Genomic DNA, 15,731 nt, shown 5'->3' with positions numbered 1-15,731 from the left:
CGCTCAGTGTCTGGTCGTAGCGGGGGTGTAGCCGGATTTCAGGTAGAGCGCGACTGCCTCCGGCTGGCGCGGCCCTGTGGTGAGGTAGATCCGCGCGTACCCGAGCCGCACCGCTTCGCGTTCGAGGGCGTCGAGCACGATTCGTGCGAGGCCGAGGCCGCGTCGATCCGCGCGGGTCCATACTCGTTTCACCTCTGCGGTGGCGTCATCAGCGTGCGGCATGAACGCGCCGCCCGAGACGGGTTCGGTGCCCTCGAGCAGCACCAGAAAGGTGCCGCGCGGCGCCCGAACAGCTCTGCCGGGTAGCGGTTCAACTCGACGGATGCCGTCTCGCCAAACACCTCGACGCCGTAGCGGGCGTCGTACTCGCGCTCGAGATCTTCCAGGAGCGGGCGCGCGAGCGCGTCGCTCGGACGCACGATCCGAATCGTGTGTGCCTGCTGCGTGATGGGTGGAGCTGACACCGGCCCGGTCATGCGCTGACCTCGCTCGCGGCTCGGGCGACGCGCCCCGGCTTCGGCGGCTTCGGCAGGCCGAGGGTGCGGCGCAGCGTCGGGTTCGCCGCGCCACCCTCGGCCGCGGGATACTCCGAACGGAACACGCCGCGCTCCTGGAGCAGCGGCACCACCCGGTCCACGAACTCGTCGAGCCCGCCGGGGGTGAGGTGCGGCACGAGCACGAAGCCGTCAGAGGCGCGCCCCTGTACGTAGCGGTTGATTTCCGCTGCAACGGTCTCGGGGAGCCAACGAACGAGTGGTCCGCGGTCTCCGCCGCCACGAGCTCGCGCAGGGTCAGCCCCTCATCGCGTGCTCGCGCCCTGAGCTGATCAGCGCGGGCCACGCGATCCGCCACCTGGGTAGAGACCTGACCCTGGCGTTGCTCGCCGGTGCCAGGGTCAACCGTTGGTAGCGAGCCATCGGGATCGAGGCCCGGGAGCTCGCGGCCCCACACGGCTTCGATCCAGGCCACTGCAGTCTGTGGACTGGTCTGCTGCAGTGAGATCTCACGGGAGCGCTCGCGGGCCTCGGCGTCGGTGTCCCCGAGCGCAAACGTTGCGCCGGGCAGGATCAACAGCGACTCCTCAGTGCGGCCCACTGCGCCCAGGCGACCCTTCACATCGCGGTAGAACGCGCGGCCGTCGTCGTAGCTCGTGTGGCGCGAGAAAATCACCTCGGCATTGGCTGCAGCGAAGTCTCTGCCTGCAGGTGAGTCACCCGCCTGCACGATGACCGGATAGCCCTGCGGCGAGCGTGGCACCGTGCTGGTGGCTGCCACCTCGAACTGTGGGCCTCGGTGGACCACACCGCGCACGCGATCCGGATCAGCGAAGACGCCGCGCCTGCGATCGGCGACGATTGCGCCGCGGCCCCAGGAATCCCAGAGCTGCTTTGCGAGCGACACGAACTCCTCGGCGCGTGTGTAGCGATCGGCGTGGTTCAGGAAGCCACCGCGGCGGAAATTGCCGCCGTGGAATGCGTCCGAGGAGGTGACAACGTTCCAGCCGACGCGACCGCCGGAGAGGTGGTCGAGCGTCGCGAGCTGACGGGCGAGCTCGACGGGCTCGTTGAAGGTGCTGGAGAGTGTGCCGACGACCCCGATATTGCGGGTCACCGAAGCCATGGCAGCGAGGATCGCAAGCGTTGCGGGGCGGCCGGCGACGTCGAGATCGTGGATCTGTCCACCGTGCTCGCGGAGCCGGAGCCCCTCGGCGAGGAACACATAGTCGAAGCGGCCGCGCTCGGCGGTCTGCGCGAAGCGGCGAAATGATTCGAAGTCGATCTGGCTCCCCGAGTCCGGGTCGGTCCACACCGTTGTGCTATTGACGCCGGGGAAGTGCGCGACCAGGTGGACCTGGCGTGGTGCCGGCTGGCGGGCTGGCTGCTTCGTGCTCATGCTGCGACCTCCTGGGCTGCGGTGTTGGCAGGGGTGTGGTCGGCGGAGCCTCCTGGGGGCTCGCGGCGTACCGGTTCGCTGCCGGATCGAGACCAAACCGAGCGCGGAGCGAAGTGGGATTCGGGTCTGGGGTGTGGATCCCGCGTTCGGCGAGCACGGGAAGCAAGTCCCGGGTGATCGCCGCGAGGTCGGCCGGAAGGGTGAGGGGCCGCAGCCGCACGCCATCGACGCCTGCCTCCTGCAGTGCCGCGATCTCGGCAGCGATGGACGCAGCCGATCCGGCAACAACGCGGGCGTCACTGCCCTCGTTCGCGAAGCGGATTCCCGCTGTGCGGTCGAGCCTGGTGAGCCGTGCACCTCCTGTTTCGCTCCCGTGGTCGAGCGCGACCACCAGATCGGCAACGATTCGGAGTGGCGCGAGACCAGCCGCTGCGCGGTCGGCGGCGGCTGCGTGCTCCGCGGCGCGCACCTGGCCAATGATGTCTGCGGCCGACTGCGTGCCCGGTGTCACGAAGACCACGTCTGCCCCGCGGGCTGCAAGCGCGTAGACCGCGGGGGAATGCGCGAGCAGGGTGATGGGCAACTGGCCCTGTGGTGAGCGCGGCACGATCGATGGGCCCGTGACGGAGAAATGCTCACCTTCGAAGTTGATGTGATGCACGCGATCCCGGTCGAGGAAACGTCCGGTAGCCTCGTCGCGAATGATGGCGTCGTGCTCCCAGCTATCCCAGAGCGACCTGGCGACCTCGGTGACGTCGCCAGCTTCGTCGAGCAGCTCGGTAAGCGCGGGTTCCGGCAACCCGGCACGTACGCGGTCGCGGTTGATCTCAGGCGCGGGGCGGCGTCCGAACGCGGCTGCGGCTGCGGCGTCACCAGAAATCTTGAGCTGCCAGCCCGCGCGGCCACCGGACACGTGGTCGAGGGTCTGGAGCGCGGTGGCGACGTGGAACGGCTCGGTGTGAGTAGTCGTGACCGTGGGGATGATCCCGATCCGGCTCGTGCGCGGTGCGGTCCAGCTCGCGGTGAGCAGCGCGTCCAAGCGCCCGGAAACGATCCCCGCGATGGGGCCGGGCGCCGGGTGGCGAGCTTCGCCCTGCAGGGTGAGCGCGTCCTCGATGCTCACGTAGTCGAGGCCGGAGTGATCGGCTGCCGTGAGGAGGCCCGTCCAATACTCAGGGGAGAACAGTGCGTCAGGCTGCGCGCCCGGATCGCGCCAGGCAGCGGGGTGCCAGCCGGCACCGTCGAGGGCAACACCGACGGTGAACGGAATCGCCGTTGTGGTGGGTTTGGTTATGGGAGACATGCGGCAAACTTATGTGACTGCGGAGCAAACCTCGCAAGAAGATGACGGAAAATGACCATTACGCTCTGTTGCAGCGGATCTGTTGCGGGCGAGCACGGCACCTACACTGGCTTCCAGTTGCACTGGATGAGATCCGGTTGCCGCTCCGCGACACCCCACCGTGGAACACTCACGCAACCCACGTTTGGAGCGCCATGTCCCACATTTCCGTCATCGTCGGCAATCCCAAGCCGGCCTCACGCACGAGACAGATTGCCGAGGAACTCGCCGCCAGAATCGCGGCCGAGACAGGGGCACACCTGCACCCGACCGTCGACCTGATCGATCACTCCGCCGATCTCTTCCGCTGGCCGGCGCCAGAACTCGATGCCATCGCCGAACGGCTACGCACGAGCGCAATCGCCGTCATTGCGACGCCGACATACAAGGCCAGCTACACGGGGCTACTCAAGTCGTTCCTGGATCGCTATCCCGCACGAGGGCTCGCCGGGGTGGTCGCAGTGCCCGTGTTCACGACAGCCTCAGAAGAGCACGCCCTCGCCGTCGAATTCACGCTGCGCCCCCTGCTCGTGGAGCTGGGGGCGAGTGTGCCGACGCGCGGGCTTGCGTTCCCCACACCGCGCTTTGATCGCCGTGCCGCCGTGCTCGATGAGTGGTTCGAGACCGAGGGGCCGTTGCTCGCTCGTGCGGCGCGGGTTGCAGAGGTGGCAGCATGAGTGCAGAGCTGATTGAAGTGGACGCGCCTTCGGGTGCGGGATCAGCCCCTGCGGTCAATCCCGCTCCAGCCGTGGTTGATTCTGCTCCAGCGGTGGCCCCCAGCGCATTCGACCAGCGAGTGTACCGAGATGCGATGGGCGGCTTCGCATCTGGCGTCACAGTGATCACCACGAGTGGCCCGGACGGCCCAGTGGGCTTCACCTGCCAGTCGTTCTACAGCGTTTCGGTTGATCCGCCGCTGATCTCGTTTTCAATCGCGCGCACTGCCAAGAGTCTCGCCGCGGTACGCGAACACCGCAACATCGTGGTGAATTTCCTGAGTGCCGAGCAGCAGCACCTCAGCGGGCAGTTCGCGCGATCCGGAACTGACAAGTGGCAGGGGGTCGAGTGGTTCCCGTCCGAGGCAAACGGAGCGCCGACGCTCGCCGGTGGCACTGGCTGGGTGGCCGGCGAGATCGAGCAAGAGATCGAGGCGGGCGACCACCTGATCTTCCTCGTGCGGGTGGCAGGGGTCTCGACAGACCCGAGCCGCGCGCCCCTGCTCTTCTACCGCGGCGCGTATCGCGAGCTGGAGTACATGATCTAGCTGGTGCGCATCCGGCGGCCCCGCCCCAACGCTCCCCGAACTCACAACTGACCCTCGAGTGAACTCCTGACCCCCAATTCAAGCGATATTCGCTTCAGTTAGGGGTCAGCAGTTCACTCGGGGGTCAGCTCTGCGCTCATGCCGGTGCCGGCGCGGGATCCACGTGGGAGTGCAAGTGCAGCCGCTCACCCACCGCGTTGAAGATGCTCAGCACCTCGGCCTTCCGGCCGCCCTCGGCGCGCATGCGGTGCGGGGTGGTCGTGTCAAACTCGGCTGCCTCGCCGCGCTCCAGCACGAGCTCTTGCTCGCCCAGCGTCAGGCGCAGGCGGCCAGAGAGGACGTAGAGCCACTCATGCCCGTCGTGCACCTGCGGTGCTCGCTCGGGAGCTTCGGGGTGGTAGGTGATCTTGAATGCGCGCACGTCGGACGCCTCGTGTGTGAGGGGTGCAATGGTGAGGCCGTCGCGCGTGATCGGGCGTCGTCGCACGCGCGGGTCGCGGTCGTGCGGCTCGAGGAGATCGTCGACCCGGATCCCGAGGTGCCGTGTGAGGGGGAGGAGGAGTTCGAGACTCGCTTGGCGCTTGCCTGATTCGAGGCGGCTCAGCGTGCTGACCGAGAGCCTGGCACGCCCGGCGAGCTCCTCCAGCGTCCAGCCGCGCTCCTGCCTGGCCGCGCGCAGCCGCGGCCCCAGCTGTGCCAGTTCGTCGTGTGCCACGCGGTACCCGTGCTTTCCTCTTGCCAATAGTGCAAATCTAGTTGCCAGTATTGCACGTCTTTGTGACGATGGGGACATGACATCGACACACTATGACGCAATCGTGATCGGGGGCGGCGCTGCGGGACTGAGCGCGGCACAGGCCCTTGGTCGGTCTCTCCGCAGGACGCTCGTCATCGACGCCGGCGCGCCACGCAATCGCTTCGCAGCCAGGATGCACAACGTGCTCGGCCACGACGGCATCCCGCCGCTCGAGCTGCTGGAGCGGGGCCGCGCCGAGGCGCGCGGCTACGGGGTCGAGTTCGCCTCGGGGACCGTCGTCGCGGTGCGCGAACTGGCGGATGAATCGGGCCTGTGTGTCGACTTCCGCGGGAGCACACTGTCGGAGTCCGAGCGCGCGGGAAGCGCCGAAAGCGCCACTGTTGCCGCCGAAACCGCCGGAACCGCCGGAACCGCCGGAACCGCTACGGTGACCGCGGGGATCCTGATCGTTGCGACCGGGGTGAGTGACACGTTGCCCGATGTCCCCGGCCTCGCTGAGTACTGGGGCAGCTCCGTGCTCCACTGCCCGTATTGCCACGGCTGGGAGGTGCGCGGATCGCGCCTGGCCGTGCTCGCGACCTCGCCAATGTCGCTGCACCAAGCCACGCTGATCCGCCAGTGGAGCGAGCAGTTCACGGTGTTCAGCGCCGAGATCGGCGAGCTTGATCCCGCTGTGGCTGAGGCCCTCCGGACGCGCGGCACTGCGATCGTGCCCGATCCAGTGATCGAGGTGCTGGGCGATGGGGAGCGCGTCACCGGAGTGCGCACTGCTGACGGGGTGGAGCACCCGATCGACGCGATCTTCACGATGGGAACACTCACCGCGCACGACGGCTTCCTCTCCGAGCTCCAGCTCGACCGCACCGACATGCCGTTTGGAAGCTTCCTGGCCGTTGACGCTGCTGGGCGCACGAGCCACCCGCGCATCTGGGCGATCGGGAACATCGCGAATCCGATGGCGACCGTGCCGATCGCGATGGGGGCAGGCGCGATGGCGGGCGGCGCAGCGAACTTCGTCCTCGTTGAGGACGATGTGGCTGCTGCGCTCGGAGCGGTGCGTGCAGCATGAGCGGCGTGAGCGATGCGCGGCGTGCGCAGCGTCCGGACCGGGATCCGGGGCAGAGTCCCGACCGGGATCCGGACCTGGCTCCGGCCGAGCCTTCGGCGCAGACCCCCGCCGAGTTCTGGGAAGAGCGCTATGCGGGCACCGAGCGGGTCTGGTCTGGCAGGGTGAACCCTGCGCTCGCCGCAGTGGCGGCAGATTGGAGCCCCGGCCGCTCACTCGATCTGGGCTGTGGAGAAGGGGGCGATGCGCTCTGGTTGGCTGAGCGCGGATGGACCGCAACCGGAATCGACCTGTCCCCATCTGCGATTGCACGCGCCAGCGCCGAGGCTGAGCGCCGTGGCCTCAGCGGCATCACTTTCGTGGCCGCCGATCTTGTCGCGTGGGCCCGTGACCCTGCGCCGATCGATCGCGGAGCCGCCGGGTTCAATCTCGTGACGGCGAGCTTCCTGCAGTCTCCGGTCGAGTTCCCGCGCGAGCGGGTCCTGCGCGCCGCGGCCGACCGGGTCGTTCCGGGCGGACGCCTCGTGGTACTCGCCCACGCGACCGCTCCGTCATGGGCTGATGCTGCGCACGCCCACCACGACTTCCCGACGCCGGAGCAGGAACTCATGGCGCTCGGCCTTGATCCTGCAGCCTGGAGGATCGAGGTTGCCGAGGTACGCGAGCGTGCGATCCCTGCGCCTGACGGAACGCCGGGCACGATCGGAGACACGGTCGTGGTCGCCGAACGCCTGGGCTAAGCCCCGCGCGGCGCCGCTGAGCCCAGGCGCTGCCGGTTGAAACGATCCATGGGTCGAATTTCGGGCCTTCAGCGCGGTGAAGCCCCGAAATTCGACCCATGAATACAAGGGTGGGCCAGTCTCAAGACCAGTCGCTCTGACTCGGACGCGGGCCCGGGCCCGCGCCCGCGCCCGCGCCCTCGCCCTCGGGCCTGCGTCCTCAGGCCTGCGCCCCCGACCTCACCTGGCCCGGACTCACCGAGCCCGCACCCCGGGCCCGGACTCCCGCTAATACCCGGCACATCCTCCGGCGGCGAGCTTGGCAGATGAGCACACCGGCCCGACAGACGCGCGGCCGAGGTAGAGGCGGACGCCGAGCCCGCCGAGAGTGTCGAGTACCCCGATGCGCAGCGCGGCCACCTCGTACTTTCCGCCCGGGGTCGATGCCCACTCCGGAGGTTCCGGGTGCCCGGAGAACGGGTCGTTCTGCGCGTTGGCGGTGACCGCGACGAGGCCGGACACGAAGAGTTTCGAGTACAGCGTCGAGACAGCCGTGATGATCGGCGTGGTCAATGTTGTGACCGCGGTCGGGAGCGCGGTGAGTGTGCCGACCACCGCCCAAATCGCGTTGCCCACGATTCCGCCCAGCCCGCCAACGAGCCCGGTTACGAGGCTCGAGAGCACGGGAGCCAGGAGCCCGTTGACGATATCTGCGACCAAGCCGAGATCGGGCAGCAGGTGCAGTGATGCGGTGGTCGTGGTGTTCCCGGGGGTCAGCATTTGCCCCAGTGTCCCTGATGTGCTCGCCGTGATCGTCCCGATGTTGATCCACGGGGTGATCAAGATCTTTGCTCGCAGCGCGATGACTACGGACGCGGAGATGGTGATCCCATTGACGGTCTGCACGAGCAGTGCGTTCACGCTGCTCAACCACGCGGTGAGCGCCTGGCCCAGGGCATTCGTGAGCGTCGAAAGGATCGCGGGGTCCGCAAGGAGATTTGTGTTCGGCGGCAGCCCGTTGAGTCCTGCCGTGTAAGAGCCGGGATATGCAGCGGCGAGGAGCGCCGTGGTGTTCACGGAGATGACACCGGTGCCAGGGCTCACGGTGAGCACGCCACCTGGATCTCCAAACGGAGCCGCAATGAAATTGCGCAGCGGTGTGGTGTTCACGGTTGCGACGAGCGGCCCGACGGTCACGCTTCCGAGGCTGAGGGAGCCACTGTTCGCGCCGATCAGTGTGTTCAGTAGCGACGTCACCCCGCTGGTGATCGAGCTGGTGACCCCGGCGTTGCCGGCGAGCCCGTTTACGGTCGTCTCGAGCGTGGACACTGTGTTGGTGACGCCTTGAGTGAGCGCGCTCACGGTCGGAGATGTGAGCTTCAGATTCAGGTGCGACGCGAGATACTGTCGGGAAAGATTGCCCGTCGTTCCATCTGCAGACATCGGCACCGCCCCGCGCCAGGCCGCGTCACAGCCGTTCAGTTGCGCTCGGCCCGCCACCGCACCGGAGGTGAGTGAGACATCCGTAATTCCGGGGATCAGTGTTCCGAGGTTGTAGTTCAACGCACCCAACACATTGGAGAGTTTGAGTGTCGCCAGATCTGGGTAGCCACCTGGAGCACCGTCGAGGTTGATGCCGCCGCTGCTCGTCACATAGCCCGCGGCGCCCGCGGCCTGGCCAGAGTTGCGAGCTTGGCCAAATTGCCCGACGGCCCCGGTCCCCGCGGCCAGCGGAACTTGTAGCGCCTGTGTGAGATTGAGCGGGAGGGCGCCGTTGAGCAGCGCAATATTGAGTGGATCCGCCCATGCCTGTGGCGTGCCGGCCGCCGGTTGCGCGCTGGCCGGGGAGTGGAGGTCTCGTGCGCCGTTGCTGGTGACCGCGACGCCCGAGGCTGCAGCCACGGTGTCGAGGTTTGTGCCAAGCAGCGCCCCACTGAGCGCGCGACCGTCGCCTCGGGTCGCGAATCCGTTTGTTGCTGTGGCGCAGTTCGCGCTGCCGAGCGCCTCGTGTGTCCACTCACGGTCGGTCCACGACGCGTTCGTCGGCGCCGCGGTCTGCACAAGCAACGCGAAGGCGGCGATGAGACCGGCCCCAAGGAGCCTGCGACGCCGGTGCTGCGGAATCTGGCCGCTCGGGATTCTCCTGTGTTGGATCGGGCTGTGTGGCAGTTTCAAGGCTGCCTCCTGCGCGAGTGCAGGGCCAGGCTGATTCCGATGAGACCGACGGCCACGAGGCAGAGGGCGGTGAGATCGGCACCAGTGGTGGCGAGGCTGGGCTGTGCGGTGGTGAGTCCGGGCTGCTGCACGATCGGTGGAGCGGGTGGTTGTGACGGTGGAGTCGGTGGTGGAGTAGTCGGTGGAGTCGTGTCGCCCGCCGCAAACACTCCGAGGCCGACGGTGGCGGCCGCGTCGGCCACCTCTGCGCGGGTGGCTGTTTCTGGGAGGTGCAGCGTGACCAGCAGCTCGCGTGGAGAGCCGGCATGCAGCTCAGCGAGCGCATAGCGCGCGTGGGCTCTCGTGAGATCACGCAGAGGGGTTTCCGCCAGCACCGCTCGGGGCTTCCCGCTGCAGCTCGGCGTATCGCCCTCTGGGGAGCCCGCCGCGAACGAGCCGGAGCATGCCGTCACGGCAGCGGTCAACCCAGCGGTCTCGACGAGTCTGCCGCTCGCGCTGAACTCAAGTGCGAGACTGCCAGCGGACGCTCCGCTGAGCTCGGCCCGCACCAGCCAGTGGCTTTCTTGGCCTGGTTTCAGGGTGGCCCACAGCGGGGTCTCCGAGTTCACGCTGAGCGTGAGGAGGCCTGGCTGACCGGCGTCGATGACCTGCCGATAGGTGGCCATCGCGCGGCCGGCCGTGAGTACTAAGCCGAGGCCGAGCACCGCGAGTGCTGCCGCAGTGAGGACCGTGCGCCCGGTCACGCGGAGCCTGGAGTGCGCCCTGCTGGTCATACTGCCGCCTCTGCGTGGGCCCCTGGTGCCCCGGCCCTCTCAGTCGGGCCTCCTGCGTGGGCCCCTGGTGCCCCGGCCCTCTCAGTCGGGCCTCCTGCGTGGGCCCCTGGTGCCCCGGCCCTCTCAGTCGGGCCTCCTGCGTGGGCCCCTGCTGCCGCAGCCCTCTCAGTCGGGCCTCCCGCGTGGGCCGCTGCTGCCCCAGACCTCACTGACGGCGCGTCTGCTGGGGCGTCGGAACGGTCCACTGCAGGCGACCCCGCTGGAGACGCTGGAGACGCCAGAGACGCTGTAGAACCCGGAGACGCTGGAGACGCCGGAGACCGCGGCCAGAATGCCCAGGTGGTGAGGCCTCCGGCGAGAATGACGAGAAGACCGAGCCCGAGCGGGGTCTGCATGAGTGTCAGTGCGGTGCCCAAGCCCGGGAGCGACGCGACCACCCGGCGCGCATCTCGCACCACATACGGGTGCGTGTCAACGGTGGCGTTCGCATCTCCCTGCAGGATGAGTTCGCGCTCCGCACCAGGGGAGTCTGCGGTTTCAGCAGCGAGTCCAGCACCGGCGCCCGGTGCACGCACCTCCACGACGCGGTGAGACACCGGGAGCGTGCCAGGCTCGCGCTGCACGGTCACCACATCGCCGACGGCGATTTCTGACGCCGCGACCGGCAGCGATACCGCAAGCGAGCCCTGCGGGATCGCGGGCGTCATTGATCCGGTGCGGAAGATCACCAGCGTCGCGCCTGTGGCAGCGGCAAATCCGAACCAGGCCACTAGGGCCAGCGCCGCGATCACGATCAGTGTCGTGACGCTGGCTCCGAGCATGTTCTTGCGCATGAGCGCCTCTCGCGTTGTCGCGACCGCCGCACTAGTTCGACGTTGCCGCGAACTCCCAAGCCGGGGCGATGTTGCGCCCCTGGAGCGTGTCGGGGGACCCCGCAGGAAGCGTAATCGCGAAGCAGTAGTGCTGCACGGATCCGGCATTGGCTGAGAGCGGCTGAGTCGCGCTGGCGTCGGTGCCGAGCGCAGCGTTGGTGACGATCGGGCTCCACCCAGCGTTCGCGATGCCGGCAGCGGTGCACGCTGCCGGCGGCGTTGCTCCGGTCGCGGTGTACACAGTGGTGCGGATCGCGCTCCAGAGGTTCCCCCCGCTGTCCGTGACGGCGATCCCGGTCGCCGGGACTGCGCCCTGGAGTTCAACGGTGCCGGCAACGGAACCGGACTCAGTCTGCAGTGCGACAGGGGCGTAGATCGTATCGCCAGGCGTCAAAGCGAGCGATCCGGTGGTGAATGTGAGCTCATCGCCTGGATTCGTCTCGAAGTCGTCCCACCCGGTGTTCGCATACGGAGACGAGGTGTTCTGCTGCACGTTGAACGTGCTCGTACCGACGTTCGGATCTCCACTCGCGCCGCCCCAGACCCACTCGGAGTCGTTCCACGATGCAAGCGTGTAGGTGGCGCCGATTCCGACGACCAGGATGCCGGCGGCCACCGCCGCGACCTTTCGTGTATTCCGGCTGCGCGGTGCGGGTGCCTGCGCTGGTGCTCCCGTGTCTGACGATCCGACTGGCGTGTGTTCGTTGGTCATTATGGCTCTCCCCTTTGAGTGTGTGCAGGGGAGTGACCCGTGTGATCGACGGTGATCGTGATGCGTGGTTCTCCCCAGTGCATCCCAGCGGCGTTGCGGGAAGCCGTTCCCGCACCGTCTCCGGTTGCTCTGGACACTAGCAGCGGGCTACGAACTGGACAAGAGAATTCTTGGGGCCACGCTGGTGCAACGCCGGATCCAGGCTGGTGCGAAACCAATGCCCCACCAGTGCCACACCGGAGTCACGCTGGTGCAAGCCCGTGGCCACGTTGGTGCCCCGCCAGTGCCACGCCGAGGTCACGCCAACGCCGCACCGACGCCACGCCAGCGCCACACCGACACCATGCCAGCGCAGCATGGACGCCACGCCAGCACCGTGCCGGTCTCACACAGGGGAAACACCTGTGCCCTCCGGATCGCGAGGAAACGGAGGGCATCGGGCGTGTTGCGGGGGCGTGAAGCCCTACGGCAGTAGGCGGTTCGGGCCGCGGAAGAGGTACGTCACCTCGCGGATCGAGGACTGCTCAAGCATCAGCATCAGCACACGGTTCAGACCCATGCCGAAGCCACCGTGCGGCGGCACCCCGTAGCGGAAGAAGTCGAGGTAGAAGCTCAGCTCGGCCGGGTCCATACCCTTGTCGCGCGCCTGTGCTTCGAGGACGTCGATGCGATGTTCGCGCTGCGCGCCCGTCGAGATCTCGGTGCCGCGGTAGATGAGGTCGTAGCTCTTGGTGAGGTGTGCGTCGCCCTCGTGCCGCATGTGGTAGAACGGCCGGATCGACGAGTCGTAGTCGGTGAGGAAGACGAAATCGTTGCCGTGCTCCTCCTTCGCCCACGCAGCAATCTGACGTTCACCCTCGGGATCCATGTCGGCATCGGCGCGGGGGACCTCGTAGCCGCGAGCCTTGACGAGTTCTTTCGCCTCAGCGAGCGGGATCCGCGGGAACGGGCGCGACGGCACCGTGATCTCAATCCCGAACAGCTTCTGGACTTCTTCGCCGTGCTTTTCCCGCACCGCGGTGAGTCCGGCAACGATGAGCTCCTCGTGCAGCTCCATGACGTCCTCGTGTGAGTCGATCCAGCTCAGCTCCGTGTCGATGGAGGTGAACTCGGTGGCGTGACGCGAGGTGAAGGAGTGATCTGCGCGGAAGGCGGGGCCGACCTCGAAGATGCCGCCGAAGCCAGCGGCCTGTGCCATCTGCTTAAAGAACTGGGGGCTCTGCGCCAGGAACGCTTTGCCTTCGAAATACTCCACCTCAAACAGCTCGGCCCGCGACTCGGACGCCGAGGCCATGAGCTTCGGGGTCTGGATCTCGATGAAGCCGCGCTCCACCCAGACGTTGCGCAGTGCGTGCAGGAACGTGGTCTGGATGCGGAACACGAGGTTCTGCTCGGGGCGGCGGAGATCGAGGAAGCGCCAGTCCAGGCGCACGTCGATGCCAGAGTCCTCAGCGACCGGGTTGTCCGGCAGCGACTTCGTGATGACTTCGATGGACTCGATCTGGATCTCAACTCCGCCGAGCTTGACGCGCTCGTTGTGCTGCAGTTCTCCGGTCACCGTCAGGAACGTGCCGTGGGTCAACTCAGAGATCGTCGTTGTGCGCGGCACGAGAATGTCGGATCGCGGGTTCTCCGGATCCGGCTCGCGCAGCACGCCACCGTTGACGAGCTGCACCGCCCCTGACTCGTCGCGGAGCACCACGAACTGGACGTAGCGCTGATCGCGCACCTTCTCGACCCACCCGGAAACAGTTACGGTGCCGTCCTCGTGGGCGGCCAGGTCCTTAATCAATACGCGCTCAGTCACTCCAACAGTCTACCCGTGCGGCGCAGCCTGAGTTTCGCGGATCGAGATCTCGTCGCAACCTTGCTGAGATCAGGTGTCGATCCCGCGGTAATACTGCGTCACCGCTCTTGAACTGGTGAGTGCACGGCTCTTACGCTTGCGACACCACGCGCGGAGGACCGGGCACACGAGTGGCCCTGGCAAAGGAGATCGCATGACTGAACCGAGTGAACCGACTGAACCGAGTGAACCGACTGAACCGACTGAACCGACTGAACCGACGAATTCTGCCGGCATCCTGACGTCAGCGTCAGCGTCAGCGTCAGCGTCAGCACTTGGAGCAGCGTCAGCGCGCCCGTTGCGCAGTCTCGGGTTCATCCATCTCGTGCCGCTTGATCGGGCTGATCCGGGCCGCGGCCTTCGCGAGGGGGTCGAGCTCTTCCGCTACGCCGAGGAACTCGGCCTGGACAGCGGCTGGGTCCGCACACGTCACCTGCAGTACGGCCTGCCATCGCCTGCAGTGTTCTTCGGGGCGGTCGCGCAGCACACGGAACGGATCGGGCTCGGCACGGCCGTGATTCCGGTCGGCCATGAGAACCCGTTCCGGCTCGCCGAGGATCTTGCCACGGCCGATGCGCTCTCTGGTGGCCGGATCCTTGCCGGGCTCAGCGTCCACCCGCCAGGGTACGGCGGCAGCGTCGACGATCTCGTTCATGATTCCGGCTGGCGAGACGAGGACTACACGTACGGCAGGATCGAGCGGCTGCGCGAGTTCCTCGACGGGCAAGCACTGCGTGAAGTGCCTGCATACAGCGGGATCGGCGGTGATCTCGACTCCGAACGCGTCGAGCCTTACAGCCCGGGGCTCTCTGATCGGCTTTGGTACGGTGGCGGATCGATTCGCTCGGCCGAGTGGACGGGGCGTGCCGGTCTGAACTGGCTCGTGAGCAACATCAGCACGACGTCAAACGGCGACACTGACTTTGCGAGAGTGCAGCGCGCGCAGATCGATGCCTACCGCGCAGCGCACGCGGCGGGAGACGGTGCCCGCGCCTCGGTTGCGCGGGTGATGGTGCCAACGGACGGTGCGACTCCGGCGCAGCTCAGCAAGTATCGGGCCTACGCTGAGGCGCGTACGCCGCGAACGGAGCACGTTCACGGCGGAAAAACGATTATTGCCCGTGACGTCTTGGGCTCACGCGATGAGATCGTTGACTTCATTCAGCAGGATCTCGCGTTCCGCGCCGCAGACGACTACGTGTTTGAGCTCCCGTTCGAGTTCGAGCTGGCTGATTGGAAACACATCCTGCACGAGCTCGCGACCAATATTGGCCCCGCTCTCGGCTGGCGCCCGGGGTACTCTGCTCAGTAGTGACGCCAGAACTCAGCGCTGGCGCAGTTCGGAGGGATCCCCTGTGACCGATCCAGCACCGTTCCCACAGCACCAGCCTGCCTCTCACTTCATTCTGCACATCAGCGACACACACTTCGTCAGTGACGGCGAGCTCTTGTTCGGCACGGTCGACAGTGAGGCGAATCTGCGGCGGCTGTTTGCGGAGTTTGCGCGATCCGGAGCGCGGCCAGACGCGATCGTATTCACCGGGGACATCGCAGACGCCGGGGATGAAGCTGCGTATCGCCGGATCCGCGCAGTGGTAGATCCGGCGGCAGCGGAGATCGGCTCGCGGGTCATCTGGGTGATGGGCAACCACGATGTGCGCGCACCGTTCCGGCGACTGTTGCTCGATTCAGACGCTGGAGCCGAGAGCGTCGACGCGGTCACTGACGTGAACGGACTGCGAATCATCACGCTCGACTCCACGGTGCCAGGCCACCACCACGGCGAGATTTCCGATGCGCAGTATGTGTGGCTGGCCGATACGCTCGCCGATCCTGCACCGCACGGCACACTCATCGCGTTGCACCATCCGCCGGTCCCGTCGCTACTCGAACCACTCGAGCTCGTCGAACTCCGGGATCAGCAGCGCTTTGCTGACGCGATCGCAGGCACAGACGTCCGTGCGGTGCTCGGTGGGCACCTGCACTACAACACCTTCAGCACGATCGCCGGGATCCCGGTTTCTGTGGCCTCAGCCACCTGTTACACCCAGGATCTCAACGTGCCGTTCGGTCACCTCCGCGGGCGAGATGGGGCGCAGGGCTTCAACCTGGTGCACCTGTACGGAGATCGCGTGCTGCACACAGTGGTTCCGATCGGGGAAACACCTGCCGTCGATGAGCTCACCACGGCGCAACTGCGATCCTGGCTGGCGTAGCGACCAACGCCGCGACGAACACTGCTGTCAGCGCCCCGAATGCAGCGTGTGGCTCAGCGAACTCTGCAGGAGAACGCCAGGTCTTACGGGGGCGGG

At 67.1% G+C, this 15,731-nt stretch carries 14 protein-coding genes; 6 read left to right on the top strand and 8 right to left on the bottom strand.

All coding sequences use genetic code 11. The features are described 5' to 3' along the window. Window positions 1-3: 3 nt before the first annotated feature. Window positions 4-1,893: an NtaA/DmoA family FMN-dependent monooxygenase gene (locus K1X41_RS07540; protein ID WP_258566708.1), complete on the bottom strand. Its 1,890-nt coding sequence runs from the start codon at window positions 1,891-1,893 to the stop codon at window positions 4-6. Further along, window positions 1,817-3,196, bottom strand: a complete 1,380-nt coding sequence (locus tag K1X41_RS07535; RefSeq protein ID WP_220175724.1) for an LLM class flavin-dependent oxidoreductase — start codon at window positions 3,194-3,196, stop codon at window positions 1,817-1,819. Before K1X41_RS07535 ends, K1X41_RS07540 begins: the two co-directional genes overlap by 77 nt. 194 nt (window positions 3,197-3,390) lie before the next feature. Here K1X41_RS07535 and K1X41_RS07530 point away from each other — a divergent pair, with 194 nt between their 5' ends. Together K1X41_RS07530 and K1X41_RS07525 are read left to right on the top strand one after the other, a co-directional pair. Next, on the top strand, window positions 3,391-3,912 hold the full coding sequence (locus K1X41_RS07530; RefSeq protein WP_220175723.1) for an NADPH-dependent FMN reductase: 522 nt from the start codon (window positions 3,391-3,393) through the stop codon (window positions 3,910-3,912). Beyond that, complete coding sequence (locus K1X41_RS07525; RefSeq protein ID WP_220175722.1) at window positions 3,909-4,499, top strand: flavin reductase family protein; 591 nt, start codon at window positions 3,909-3,911, stop codon at window positions 4,497-4,499. Before K1X41_RS07530 ends, K1X41_RS07525 begins: the two co-directional genes overlap by 4 nt. Window positions 4,500-4,635: 136 nt before the next feature. Here K1X41_RS07525 and K1X41_RS07520 read toward each other — a convergent pair whose 3' ends face one another. After that, on the bottom strand, window positions 4,636-5,241 hold the full coding sequence (locus tag K1X41_RS07520; protein WP_258566707.1) for a helix-turn-helix domain-containing protein: 606 nt from the start codon (window positions 5,239-5,241) through the stop codon (window positions 4,636-4,638). Between the two features lie 49 nt (window positions 5,242-5,290). Between K1X41_RS07520 and K1X41_RS07515 the strand changes: the two genes are divergently transcribed. Together K1X41_RS07515 and K1X41_RS07510 are read left to right on the top strand one after the other, a co-directional pair. Beyond that, entirely contained in the window at window positions 5,291-6,325 is a 1,035-nt protein-coding gene (locus K1X41_RS07515; RefSeq protein ID WP_220175720.1) for an NAD(P)/FAD-dependent oxidoreductase, read from the top strand. 5 nt (window positions 6,326-6,330) lie between these two features. After that, a complete protein-coding gene (locus K1X41_RS07510; RefSeq protein ID WP_258566706.1) occupies window positions 6,331-7,062 on the top strand; it encodes a class I SAM-dependent methyltransferase in 732 nt (243 codons plus the stop codon). Window positions 7,063-7,329: 267 nt separating this feature from the next. On the opposite strand, the gene K1X41_RS07505 is transcribed toward K1X41_RS07510, so the two are convergent. The 5 genes from K1X41_RS07505 to aspS form a co-directional block, all read right to left on the bottom strand. Next, complete coding sequence (locus tag K1X41_RS07505; protein ID WP_220175718.1) at window positions 7,330-9,216, bottom strand: choice-of-anchor G family protein; 1,887 nt, start codon at window positions 9,214-9,216, stop codon at window positions 7,330-7,332. Beyond that, window positions 9,213-9,989 carry a hypothetical protein gene (locus tag K1X41_RS07500; RefSeq protein ID WP_220175717.1) on the bottom strand — a complete coding sequence of 259 codons (777 nt, stop codon included), beginning with the start codon at window positions 9,987-9,989 and terminating at the stop codon, window positions 9,213-9,215. The genes K1X41_RS07505 and K1X41_RS07500 overlap by 4 nt, the downstream gene beginning before the upstream one ends. Then, window positions 9,986-10,822 carry a S24/S26 family peptidase gene (locus K1X41_RS07495; protein WP_220175716.1) on the bottom strand — a complete coding sequence of 279 codons (837 nt, stop codon included), beginning with the start codon at window positions 10,820-10,822 and terminating at the stop codon, window positions 9,986-9,988. The genes K1X41_RS07500 and K1X41_RS07495 overlap by 4 nt, the downstream gene beginning before the upstream one ends. A 31-nt stretch (window positions 10,823-10,853) precedes the next feature. After that, entirely contained in the window at window positions 10,854-11,573 is a 720-nt protein-coding gene (locus K1X41_RS07490) for a SipW-dependent-type signal peptide-containing protein (RefSeq protein WP_166644333.1), read from the bottom strand. 463 nt (window positions 11,574-12,036) lie between these two features. After that, window positions 12,037-13,380 (bottom strand): aspartate--tRNA(Asn) ligase, encoded by a 1,344-nt coding sequence (gene aspS / locus K1X41_RS07485; RefSeq protein ID WP_243642954.1) that lies wholly within the window; start codon window positions 13,378-13,380, stop codon window positions 12,037-12,039. 193 nt (window positions 13,381-13,573) lie between these two features. Between aspS and K1X41_RS15510 the strand changes: the two genes are divergently transcribed. Both K1X41_RS15510 and K1X41_RS07480 read left to right on the top strand, forming a co-directional pair. After that, a complete protein-coding gene (locus K1X41_RS15510) occupies window positions 13,574-14,731 on the top strand; it encodes an LLM class flavin-dependent oxidoreductase (RefSeq protein WP_258566705.1) in 1,158 nt (385 codons plus the stop codon). A 43-nt stretch (window positions 14,732-14,774) separates the two neighbouring features. After that, a complete protein-coding gene (locus K1X41_RS07480; protein ID WP_258566704.1) occupies window positions 14,775-15,635 on the top strand; it encodes a phosphodiesterase in 861 nt (286 codons plus the stop codon). Window positions 15,636-15,731: the final 96 nt, after the last annotated feature.

It is taken from the genome of Leucobacter luti, assembly GCF_019464495.1.
In the GTDB taxonomy this organism is placed as follows: domain Bacteria; phylum Actinomycetota; class Actinomycetes; order Actinomycetales; family Microbacteriaceae; genus Leucobacter; species Leucobacter luti_A.
Note: the sequence above shows the minus strand (reverse complement) of the source record. Positions and strands in the feature narration are given on the sequence as shown.